Raw genomic sequence first — 11,501 nt, 5'->3', positions numbered from 1 at the left:
TGCTCGGCGCGCTGGCCATCCTGAGCCTGCCCATCACGCAGTACCCCGACATCACGCCGCCCACGGTTTCGGTGACGGGCAACTACGTGGGCGCCGACGCCGAAACCGTGGAGCAGACCGTGACCACGCCCGTGGAAACGCAGGTGAACGGCGTGCCGGGCATGAGCTACATCAATAGCTCGTCGGCCAACAACGGGCAGATGAACATGACCGTCAACTTTGAGGTCGGCACCGACATTGACGTAGCGGCCCTCGACGTGCAGAACCGCGTTGGCATTGCCCTGCCCCGCTTGCCCGAGGAAGTACAGCGCCTGGGCCTGACCGTGCGCAAGCGCAACCCTAGCATCCTGATGCTGGTAGCATTGTACGCCCCCAAGGCCACGCACGACGTGACGTTTCTGGATAATTACGCCAACATTTACCTCAAGGATGCCTTGCTGCGCACCAAGGGGGTAGGCGACATCAACGCCCGCGCCGACGACTTCTCGATGCGCGTCTGGCTCAAGCCCGATAAGCTGGCCCAGCTCGGCCTGACGGCGCAAGACGTGGTAGAAGCCCTGCGCGAGCAGAACGCGCAGATTGCGGCCGGCTCGCTGGGCGGCGCGCCGCAGCAAACCGGGCAGAGCTTCGAGTACACGGTGTTTGTGCGCGGGCGGCTGCTTTCTTCGGAAGAATTTGGCAACGTGGTGGTGCGCACCTTGCCCGAAACCGGCAAGCTGGTGTACCTGCGCGACGTGGCCCGCGTGGAACTGGGCAAGTACAACTATGCCAACCAAAGCTTCGTGGACGGCAAGCGCGCCGCCTACCTGCTGGTGTATCAGGCGCCCGGCTCGAACGCACTTGAAACCTACGACAACGTGGTGGAGACGCTGGAAAAGCTCAAGAAGCAGTTTCCCGGCGACCTGGACTACCTGATTCCGTTTGAGGCCGCCTCGGTGGTGAAGGTGTCGATAAAAGAGGTGCTGCAAACCATGATTGAGTCGCTGGTGCTGGTGATTCTAGTGGTGTTCCTGTTTCTGCAAAACTGGCGGGCCACGCTCATCCCGACGCTGGCCATTCCGGTGGCCGTCGTGGGCCCGTTTCTGGCCTTCGTGCCGCTGGGCTTCACCATCAACACGCTCACGCTCTTTGGGTTGGTGCTGGCCATCGGCATTGTGATTGATGACGCTATCGTGATTGTGGAAGCCACGCAGCGCAACATGGACGAGAAGGACATGGACGCCCGCGAGGCCACGATTGAGGCCATGCGCGACATCTCCACGCCCGTTGTCACGACGAGTATCATCCTAATTGCGGTGTTTGTGCCGGTCGCCTTTATTGGCGGCATCACCGGGCGCCTCTACCAGCAGTTTGCCCTGACCATTGCGGTTTCAGTGGTGCTGAGCACGTTTTCGGCCCTCACCTTCACGCCGGCGCTGTGCTCGCTGATACTGCGGAAGAATAAGAATGCGGGTGCCGGGCAACCTCACCCCCCTACCCCCTCTCCTGCGGAGGAGGGGGCGCCGGACGATTCAAGGAGGAAAGAACAGAAAGACAAGCGCGCTGTCGTAGCTCCCCCCTCCTCCGCAGGAGAGGGGGGCCGGGGGGGTGAGGTTGCTGCCAAGGACGACAAACCCAAAGGCATCTTAAACCGCTTCTTCGCCTGGTTCAACCGCAAGTTTGAGCAGCTTACCGAGTGGTACACCAACCGCGTCAAGTTCGGCCTGAAATACCCGCGCGGCATGGCCGTCCTCGTGGTGGCCGTACTGGTGGGCACGGTGCTGCTCTACCGCGCCAAGCCCGCCGGCTTCGTGCCCACGGAGGATGAGGCGCGCCTCATCGTCACCTTCACTTTGCCCGAAGCGGCCTCCACGGACCGCACGGTGGCAGTCTTGCAGGGCATGATGAAGGAATTGCAGCGCACGCCGGGCATCAACCACTTTTCGGGCCTGGCGGGCCTGAACGCGGTTAATTTCTCCTCGAAATCGAACAGCGGCACCATCTTCTGCCAGCTCGACCCCTGGGACAAGCGCGAAGACAAGGCCCTGGCCGCGCCCGCGCTCGTGGACACGCTCAAGCGGCGGCTGGGGCGCTTCCGCGAGGCGCGGGTGGTGGTGATTCCGCCGCCGGCCATTCCGGGGCTGGGCAACACGTCGGGCTTCTCCTTCGTCTTGCAGCAGCGCGAAGCGCAGACCGACATTCAGGCCTTCGACCGCACCTTGCAGAACTTCCTGGCCGCCATGCGCAAGCGGCCCGAAATCGCCAAGGGCTTCTCGTTTTTCACGGCCGGCACGCCCGCCTACAAGCTGGAAATCAACCGCGACAAGTGCAAGCAGCTCGGCGTGAACATCGCCGAGGTGGGGCAGGCGCTGCAAACCTACCTCGGCTCGGCCTACGTGAACGACTTTACGCTCTACGGCCGCACGTTCCGGGTTTTGGCGCAGGCCGACACCAGCTACCGCGGCGACATGCAGGACCTGGGCCAGTACTACGTGCGCAACCAGAGCGGCGGCATGGTGCCGCTGAGCGCCCTCACCAGCTCCACGCGCACGGCCACGGCCCCGCTTATCTCGCACTACAACCTGTTCCGCTCGGCCGACATCAACGGCGACCCCGGCGAGGGCTTCAGCACCGGCGACGCCATCAAGGCCCTGGAAGAAGTGGCCGCCGAAAACCTGCCGCCCGGCTACGACTACGAATTCTCCGGCCTGAGCCGCGAAGAGCAGCTGGCCGGCTCCCAAAGCCTCTACATCTTCGGCCTGTCGCTGGTGTTCGTGTTCCTGGTGCTGGCCGCGCTCTACGAGAGCTGGACGGTGCCGTTCGCGGTGCTCGTGTCGGTGCCCATCGGCTCGCTGGGCGCCATTCTGACCCTGACCCTGGTGCCGGAGCTGACCAATAACGTGTACGCCCAAATCGGCCTCGTCACGCTGGTGGGATTGGCGGGCAAAAATGCCATTCTCATCGTCGAGTTTGCCAAGGAGCGCCTGGAAGCGGGCACCGATTTGACGGAAGCCACGCTCGAAGCGGTGCGGCTGCGCTTCCGGCCCATCGTGATGACCTCGCTCTCGGCCATTCTGGGCGTGGTGCCGCTCATCATCGCCTCGGGCGCGGGCGCCATCAGCCGTCAGCACATCGGCTGGACGGTGTTTGGTGGGCTGCTGGTGGCCACGGCCGTGGGCACGGCTATCGTAGCGGTGTGCTACGTGCTCATTACCCAGCTGGCGTATAGCAAGGAGGAGCTGGAGGAGTTTAAGAAGAAAGCCGAGGAAGCTAAAAAGGAGGACGAGAAAGCGGTTGCGGCGTGAGTTCCGGCGGCCCCCGTGCCAGCGCCCGCGTAGAGAAGTAAGGAGTTAAAAGTTGAGAGTTAAAAGTTAAAACTCGATTCACCTCTGATTTTTAACTTTTAACTCTCAACTCAAATGCCTACCCCCCCTACCTATCACGTCGGCTGCTCCGGCTACCACTACCGCCACTGGCGCGGGGCGTTTTACCCCGACAAGCTGCCCATGCGGCGCTGGTTTGAGTTCTACGCCGAGCACTTCCACACCCTGGAATTGAACGTCACGTTCTACCGCTTTCCGCAGCTTTCGTTTCTGGAAAACTGGTACCGGCAAAGCCCGGCTGGGTTTCAGTTCGCGGTGAAGGCGCCGAAGCTGATAACTCACTTCAAGCAGTTCAACCAGGTCGGGCAGCTGCTGGGCGATTTCTACCACACCACGGCGCAGGGCTTGCAGGACAAGCTCGCGGCCGTGCTCTTTCAGCTGCCCCCGCGCCTGGCCTACCACCCCGACCGCCTGGCGCGCATCCTCGACTGTCTCGACCCGGCTTTCGCCAATGTGCTCGAATTTCGCCATCCTACGTGGTGGCGCGACGAGGTGTATGAGGCCCTGCGCCAGCGTGGCGTGAGCTTCTGCGGCCAGAGCCACCCCGATTTGCCCGACGCCGTGGTGACTACCGCGCCGCTGCTCTACTACCGCTTTCACGGCGTGCCGGACCTGTACCGCTCGCCCTACCCCCTTACTTTTCTGGAACGTGTGGCGGGCGAAGTGCGCAGCCGGAGCGGGCTGGAAGGCGCTTACCTGTACTTCAATAATGATATTGATGCCTCGGCCATTGGCAACGCCCGGCAAATGCGGGAGCTGCTGCCGGAGTAGGGGGGTAGGGAGGTCCGGGCGACGGGCATAGACCGCCCAGCCGCGCCTTGCCATAACTTGTGGCGTAAGCGCCTTGTTACGGCCAGCAAGGCTGCGCCACTACCGTCTAATTTATGAGTGAAAAATCTCCTGTCAGCGAGGACCTGGAGCTGGACCATGACGAGAAATTCCAATCGCGCTCCTACCGGGTCCAGGTGGTGGCCTGGGTGTTGCTGCTGCTGTTTCTGGTGGCCGGGGTGCTGGGCATTTTCGGCTCGGGGCCACTGAGCGACGCCGAAGCCGGCCGCTCTGGTGACGTGATTCGGGCAGAGTATGAGCGGTTTGGCCGCCTCGACACGCCGCTGCTCACCAAGGTGTTCGTGGGCCGGGGCGGAGCCGACGCCGACGGGCGGGTGCGCCTGTGGGTGAGCAAGAACTACCTCGACCAAGTGGCCGGTGAGCAAATCACGCCCCTGCCCGAAGCTACGCTCACCGCCGCTGACCACAGCGTGTTCGTGTTTCAACTCACGGATGCCCAGCAGCCCGTTGACGTGGTGTTCTACCTCAACACCGAGACGATGGGTCGCCTGCACGGCCAGATTGGGCTCGTAGGCCGGCCCGATACGCTCCAAATCAAGCAGTTCATCTACCCCTGATTCGCGGATATTCGCGGGTCGTGCTTCCCTGCCGGCCGGCTTTCCCACGGTGTAAAGCCAGTCCGGCGGCGCTTACTCAACCCTGAAAATGTATGGAATCGGTTCTGCGGGCAGTGGTTGTGTATGGGGTTTTGCTCCTGATATTTCGCGTCGTGGGGCGGCGCGCCATCGCGCAAAGCTCGGTTTTTGACTTGGTGCTGGTGCTCATCATCGCCAATGTGGCAGATAATGCGCTGCTCGGCGAAGACAACTCGCTCATCAACGCGCTGCTGCAAATCGTGACGCTTTCGATGCTGTTTCTGGGGTTGTCGCTGGCCAAGCAGCGCTCGCCGCGGCTCACGCGCCTGCTCGACGGCTTGCCCGTCATCATCGTGCACCACGGCCAGCCCATTCCCAAGCTGATGCGCCAGCTGCAAGTCGATGAGGCCGATATTCTTAACGCCGCCCGCGAGCTACAGGGCCTGGAGCGCATGAGTCAAATCAAGTATGCCGTGCTCGAAGTCAATGGCGTCATTTCCATCATCGCCGCCACTGAGGAGGAAGCGGCTAAAGCGGCCGAAGTGGACCAGGCAACGTCTGCCGAAAAGGCGTAGGGTGCGGGGCTCGCCCCCGCCCGGCGTTCGCACCGCTCAAACGGCCAGTCCGACCATCTTATCTCAGGCAGTCTGATTGAGAGCCGAATAAATAAGGTCGGCAATGGGTCGAGGCTCTTCCAGTGATGCGAGTGCCAGCCAGTCGGGCCAGTCGTTCGGGTGGCGTGACCATTTGGGCGGGCAAGCCTCGCCCCTACCGCACTAGCTTTTGCTGGTAGCGGTGGCCGCCCTGCTCGACTTGCAGCACATAGACGCCACCGGGCAGGTTGCGCATATTCAGCTGCACGGCTCCGTTGAGGCCGGCGGTGGCGCGGCCCGGCAGCGGCCGGCCCAGCGCGTCGCGCAGCGAAATCTGAGCCGGGCGCAGCGGCCGGCTGGCGCGCAGCAGCACCTGGCCATCTTCGCCAGCGGGGTTGGGCGCGGCCGTCAGGCCCAAAGCTGGGTCGGCCGCGGGCCGGGTGGCCAGGCCCAGCAGCCCGCTCAGGCGAAACGGGCGCAGAAAGCGCCATACCTCCACGCTGGCGCTGATGTCGAAATTGGTAGCGCCGCTGCCGCCTTGCGAGAAAGCGGTGCCGGGCCAGGTGTGGCCGCCGCCGATGATGCGCAGGTGCTGCACCACGCTGCCCTGTCGGCCGCCGCCCCACACGCTGCGCTCCACAGTGCTGTTGTCGGTGGCGCTGGGGTTGGGTAGCGTCGTCACGAGGGGGGTAGGGCCGCAGCCATTAAACTGCACCCAGTAGTTGAGCACGGCGGGGATAGGCGCGGTGGGGAATATGCCGAACGCTCTTCCGCCGTTATATCGAACCGTGCTATCAGCTACACCGTGAATTTCCAGCACGGGGGTCGGGTGCTGGGGCGTGCAGAGCGCCGGCGTTTGTAGCCGGTCGGGCGCCATGCTGCCCGCCACCGACGCAACAGCGGCAATGCGGCCGCTGAGTTTGCAGGCCAGCTCGTAGCTCATAAAGCCGCCGTTGCTCATGCCGGTGCTGTACACGCGGTTGGCATCGATGGTATATTTCGACTGGATGTCGGTCAGCAGCGCCGCTAGAAAGGCCACGTCGTCCGCTACGCTTAAACCAGTGGTCGATACTACGTTCCAACTGCGGACACCCAGGATGTTGAGGGCGCCGTTGGGGTGCACCACCAGGAAATTAGCGGTATCGGCGATGGTCCGAAAGTCGCCGTAAGCCTCCTGCTCTACGCTATTCGAGCCGAAGCCGTGCAGATTAAACAGCAGCGGCACCGGCGTACCCGCCCGGTAAGCGGCCGGCACGTAGAGCCGATACTCGCGGGTTAGGCCGCCGCTCTGAATAGTGCCGGTGACGGTTGTGCCCGTGGGTGCCGTCTGAGCGCGCAGCGCGGCCGGAAGGAGCAGAGCCAGCAGCAACAAGCTGCGAGTCAGGGTTGGTCGGAATGGGTTCATAGCGAAGAGAGGGGGTAGGGAAGTAGTGGAATTATGGATTGTGCGGCTGGCAGTAGCGCGGGCTTTGTAGTCCGCGAGTCGAGCGGGCTCGTGGCACATTCGCCAACTACCACGTCCGCGCTGCTTTCAGCCCGCTGCTTTACGCAAACCAGCCCGGTGGGCGGCAGGTTTGCCCACAAAAAAACGGCCCGCTGCGACAGCGGGCCGTTTTTCATTGTAACTCCGGGCAGAAAGCCTGCTTGCTACAGGCTTATTTGCGCCGGGGCGCCGGGCGACGGGCCGGGGCTTTGCGGGCTGGGGCCTTCTTCTTGACGGTGGGAGCCGCTTTGCCTTGCGCTTCCAGCTCCGCCAGCGTCACGGCCGGGCCGTACTTGGCTTCGTCGGGGTTGGCTTCGCCAGTCAGGTAAGGCGCAAACTCGACGCGGCGGTTGAGCGCTTGGCCAGCCTTGGTTTTGTTCGTGGCCGTGGGCTTGGTCTCGCCGTAGCCGCGCGACTCGATGCGGGTGGCGGAGACGCCCTTGCCCAGAATATAGGTGCGGACGGCCGCGGCGCGGTCATACGAGAGGCGCAGGTTGTAGGCGTCAACGCCCACGTTGTCGGTGTGGCCCGAAATACTCAGGCTGTAGTCGGGGTTTTCGTTGAGAATGGTCACAATCTGGTCAAGGCGGGCATTGGACACCGGCAGCAGCCGGGCCTTGTTGAACTCGAACTGGATGTAGCGCGTGGCCTCGTCCAGCACCTTGCGCGACTCGGCCTTAATCTCGGGGCAGCCTTGGTTGGAAGCCGGGCCGGCGCGGTCGGGGCACTTATCCTGGTAGTCGGGCACACCGTCGCCGTCTTTGTCCGTGGGGCAGCCGGTGGCATCCACGCTCACGCCAGCCGGCGTGTTGGGGCACTTGTCGTCCTGGTCGCGCACGCCATCGTTGTCGGCGTCGGGGCAGCCGCGCAGCTCGGCCTTGCCGGGCGTGTCGGGGCAGGCGTCGTCAGCATCGGCCACGCCGTCGCCGTCGCGGTCGGGGCAGCCTTGCAGCGCGGCTACGCCTTTTTCATCGGGGCACTTGTCCTGGTAATCGGCCACGCCGTCGCCGTCTTTGTCGAGCGGGCAGCCATTAGGGTCCACAGCGACGCCGGCGGGCGTGTCGGGGCACTTGTCCTTGCGGTCGGCCACGCCATCCTTGTCGGCGTCCTTTTTCTCACCGAAGGCCAAAACCAGGCCGGCCTGATGCAGCAGAAACCGGTCGTTGCGGTCGTCGATGGCTTCCTCGGTATTGTCGAAGTTGTCGGTGAGCGGGTAGATATAGGTCGTAGTCAACTCCAGGGCCAAGGCGGGTGAGAGGCGAAAGCGCAGGCCCGCCGTGCCGAACACATCGGGCCGCCGAATTTTATCGCTAAAGCGCCGGCCGTTCACCACGCCGCTGGTGTTGGTAAACATGCCGCCCGCACCACCCATCAGGTAAGGCTGAATAAAGGATTCTTCTTTGAGGATTTTGCCGTTGTTGAGCTTGAGCTTCAGGCCCAGATTGGCAAAGCCCACGCGGGCATCGAGGCTGGAGGGCCGCAGGCGAGTGCCCGAGAACTTGTAGTTTTCATAGAAGCCAAACACGCCCAAATCGAAGGAAGGCGAGAGGTAGCGGGTCAGGCCGATGCCGACGCCGGCTTCGGAGTCCACATCGCCGATTTTCCAAAAATCGGAGCCCAGGTTGCCGTGGTATTGCAGCAGGCCGACGTTGGCGCTGAGGGCCGTTTTTTTGTCTGGTGTCTGGGCCTGGACAGTGCTGGCGGCCAGCAGGCCGCCCACAGCCGCCAGCGCCAGCCGGCGCAGGGAGGGTGAGAGTAGGTTCATAAAGGAGGGGATATGGGCGGGTAGGCCCGGTTAGAATACCTCGCTATACCCCCGGCAATTGAAAAAGTTGCTTATCTAGCTCATCCAGGCCTTATATCGGAGAAATAATTTACTTTAATTAACTCCGCTGGCCTTTAAACAAAAAGCCACCCCTGGCGCCAGGGGTGGCTTTTCGTTTAAAGGCCAGCGGCGGCGCCTGACGAGCCTGCCACCTTCCTACCCCCTACAAGGCCCTGGGTGGCTTCGGCGCCGACGGAGGGGGTAGGGGAAAAGCTTACAGCCGCACGAAGTTCAGCCCCAGAATCAGCACGATGCCGAGTACCATCAAAATCAGGTAGGTTTCGACGGAGCCGGTCTGCACCTGGCGCAGCAGCTGCCCGCCGCCAAGCGTGACGCGGCCCAGCCCGTTGAGCACGGGCGCGATAATGCCGTTTTCGACGAACCGCACCAAGCCGCTGGACAAAGCCATAACCGGCCGTACAAACAGCGCGTCATACAGCTCATCGACGTAGTATTTGTGGTAAACCAGGCTTTCCGGAGCCGAGCGCGGCGCCTCGTCGGCCACCGGGCGCTGGGCGCGGGCCACGTACTGCACGTAGGCCAGGACGATGCCCAGCACGCCCGCCGCTACGGATAAGCCAATCAGCAGCAGCTCGGTGTTGTGGTCAGGCTCAGCGGTGAAGGCGGCCGGGTTGAGGCGGCGCGAGTAGGTGAAGAGCGGGGCCAGATAATCGGCCAGATAGTGCCGGCCCAGCAGTATCGGGGCGCCCATGAAGCCGCCGACGGCCGAGAGGATGGCCAGCACAAGCAGGGGTAGGGTCATGCTCGCGGGCGACTCGTGCAGATGGGCGCGCTGCTGCTCGGTGCCCCGGAATTCGCCGAAAAAAGCCAGAAACAAGAGCCGGAACATGTAGAAGGCCGTCAGGAAAGAGGTGAACAAGCCCACGGCCCACATCAGCTTGCTGTGCTCATAGACGTGGCTCAAAATCTCATCCTTCGAGAAAAAGCCCGCGAACGGCGGAATGCCGCTAATGGCCAGGCAGCCAATAAGGAAGGTAATAAACGTAATCGGCAAGGCTTTGCGCAAGCCGCCCATGTGGCGCAAGTCCTGCTCGTTGCTCATAGCGTGAATCACGGAGCCGGCGCCGAGGAACATCAGGGCCTTGAAAAAGGCGTGGGTGAGCACGTGAAACAGGGCCGTGGAGTAGCCCAGCACGCCCAGGGCCAGGAACATATAGCCCAGCTGCGAAACCGTGGAGTACGCCAGCACCTTCTTGATGTCGTTCTGCGCCAGGCCAATAGTGGCGGCGAAGAACGCCGTGGCCAGGCCCACGATGGCAATGACTTCGAGCGTGTCGGGTGCCAGGGTGAAGAGCACGTTGGCGCGCAGCACGAGGTAAATGCCGGCCGTGACCATTGTCGCGGCGTGGATGAGGGCCGAAACGGGGGTAGGGCCGGCCATCGCGTCGGGCAGCCAGGTGTAGAGCGGCAGCTGCGCCGACTTGCCCATCGCGCCCACGAAGAGCAGCAGCGTAATCACGGTCACGATTTCTTTGCCGTAAGGGCCAAACTGCAGAAGCGAAGCCTTCTGGAACACCTCTCCGTACTGCACGGAGTTGAAAGTCAGGTACATCAGGAAGATGCCGAGCAGGAAGCCCAGGTCGCCGATGCGGTTGATGATGAAGGCTTTCTTGGCGGCGTTGTTGAAGCTCGTGTGGGTGTTCCAGAAGCCGATGAGCAGGTAGGAGCACAGCCCTACCCCCTCCCAGCCGACGAACAGTATTACAAAATTGGAGCCCAGCACCAGCACCAACATGCTGAACACGAACAGATTCAGGAAGCTGAAGAACTTGCCCACGTTGGCATCGTGGCTCATATAGCCGATGCTGTAGACGTGAATCAGAAACCCTACCCCCGTCACGAGCAGCAGCATCACTAGGCTGAGCTGGTCAATCTGGTAGCTGAACGGGATTTGCAGCGAGCCCACGTTTATCCACTCAAATAAGTGGACCGTGTACTGGTACTGGAAATTCTGAAACAGAACCACCGAGATAATAAACGAGCCCAGCACCGCCGCGCTGCTGATAAGCCCCGCCACGGTACCCGGCAGACGCCGGTTGAGCAGGCCGTTAATCAGAAAGCCCAGGAAGGGCAGGCCCGGAATGAGCAGGTAGAGCAGGGTAGGCAGTGGGGCAGTGGCGCCGGGCAGGACGGTTTCTTGCATGGGGAGTTAGGAAGTACGGCTGACTAACAAGGTGGTCCTGCTGAGCCCCGCGAAGCGTCTTGCTCGGGAAAGTAACTCAATCGTTCAGCCATTTTGATTACTGCTGCGAGCGAGTTGCTTCGCGGGGCTCAGCAGGACCACCTTGTTAGTCAGCGCGACCAACGGAAACTAAAACTTGAGGCGGCTGAGCAGATTCACATCCGTGTCCTGCAGGTTGCGGTAAATCATGACGATGATGGCCAGACCCACGGCAACTTCGGCGGCGGCCACCGCCATAATAAAGAACACAAAAATCTGGCCGTTGGGGTCGGCACGGTAGGCCGAGAAGGCGGTCAGTAGCACGTTCACGGCGTTGAGCATCAGCTCGATGCACATGAAGATGATGATGGCGTTGCGGCGCAGGAGCACGCCCGTCACGCCGATGCAAAACAGGGCCGTGGCGAAAAACACATAATACTGTAGCGGCACCGTGCGGATGACTTGCGGGATGTTGGCGTCCATGCCGGGGGAGGGGGGTAGGGAAAACGGAAAACAGTGGGCCTGACTCAGCCGCTCATTGGCGGGCAAAGGTATTCTGAATTTTCAGGAGCTGCGATTCCGGGGCTGCGCCGGCCACCTGAGCTGCCAGCTGTGGAACGCCGGCCTACTCG

Annotated in this window: 8 protein-coding genes; 4 read left to right on the top strand and 4 right to left on the bottom strand. The window is 62.4% G+C overall.

What is annotated here, in order from left to right:
• From ACFE70_RS11970 to ACFE70_RS11955, 4 genes are all read left to right on the top strand, one after another.
• Positions 1-3,284 (top strand): efflux RND transporter permease subunit (locus ACFE70_RS11970; protein WP_375417981.1); only part of this gene is annotated, 3,284 nt, incomplete at its 5' end.
• 114 nt (positions 3,285-3,398) lie between these two features.
• Positions 3,399-4,133 carry a DUF72 domain-containing protein gene (locus ACFE70_RS11965; protein WP_375417980.1) on the top strand — a complete coding sequence of 245 codons (735 nt, stop codon included), beginning with the start codon at positions 3,399-3,401 and terminating at the stop codon, positions 4,131-4,133.
• 113 nt (positions 4,134-4,246) lie between these two features.
• Positions 4,247-4,768, top strand: coding sequence for a hypothetical protein (locus tag ACFE70_RS11960; RefSeq protein ID WP_375417979.1), 522 nt, complete (start codon positions 4,247-4,249; stop codon positions 4,766-4,768).
• A 92-nt stretch (positions 4,769-4,860) separates the two neighbouring features.
• Positions 4,861-5,361, top strand: coding sequence for a DUF421 domain-containing protein (locus ACFE70_RS11955; RefSeq protein WP_375417978.1), 501 nt, complete (start codon positions 4,861-4,863; stop codon positions 5,359-5,361).
• A gap of 193 nt (positions 5,362-5,554) precedes the next feature.
• Here ACFE70_RS11955 and ACFE70_RS11950 read toward each other — a convergent pair whose 3' ends face one another.
• The 4 genes from ACFE70_RS11950 to nuoK all read right to left on the bottom strand — a co-directional run bounded on the left by ACFE70_RS11950 (position 5,555) and on the right by nuoK (position 11,352).
• The gene (locus ACFE70_RS11950) at positions 5,555-6,784 is read right to left on the bottom strand and encodes a PHB depolymerase family esterase (RefSeq protein ID WP_375417977.1); all 1,230 of its coding nucleotides are present in this window, start codon (positions 6,782-6,784) and stop codon (positions 5,555-5,557) included.
• Positions 6,785-7,034: 250 nt separating this feature from the next.
• Complete coding sequence (locus tag ACFE70_RS11945) at positions 7,035-8,627, bottom strand: OmpA family protein (RefSeq protein WP_375417976.1); 1,593 nt, start codon at positions 8,625-8,627, stop codon at positions 7,035-7,037.
• Positions 8,628-8,901: 274 nt separating this feature from the next.
• Positions 8,902-10,851: an NADH-quinone oxidoreductase subunit L gene (gene nuoL, locus ACFE70_RS11940; RefSeq protein ID WP_375417975.1), complete on the bottom strand. Its 1,950-nt coding sequence runs from the start codon at positions 10,849-10,851 to the stop codon at positions 8,902-8,904.
• 168 nt (positions 10,852-11,019) lie between these two features.
• Complete coding sequence (gene nuoK / locus ACFE70_RS11935) at positions 11,020-11,352, bottom strand: NADH-quinone oxidoreductase subunit NuoK (protein WP_375417982.1); 333 nt, start codon at positions 11,350-11,352, stop codon at positions 11,020-11,022.
• Positions 11,353-11,501 lie beyond the last annotated feature (149 nt).

This window comes from uncultured Hymenobacter sp. (assembly GCF_964243305.1).
Classification (GTDB): domain Bacteria; phylum Bacteroidota; class Bacteroidia; order Cytophagales; family Hymenobacteraceae; genus Hymenobacter.
This window is presented reverse-complemented; position numbering and strand designations above follow the sequence as displayed.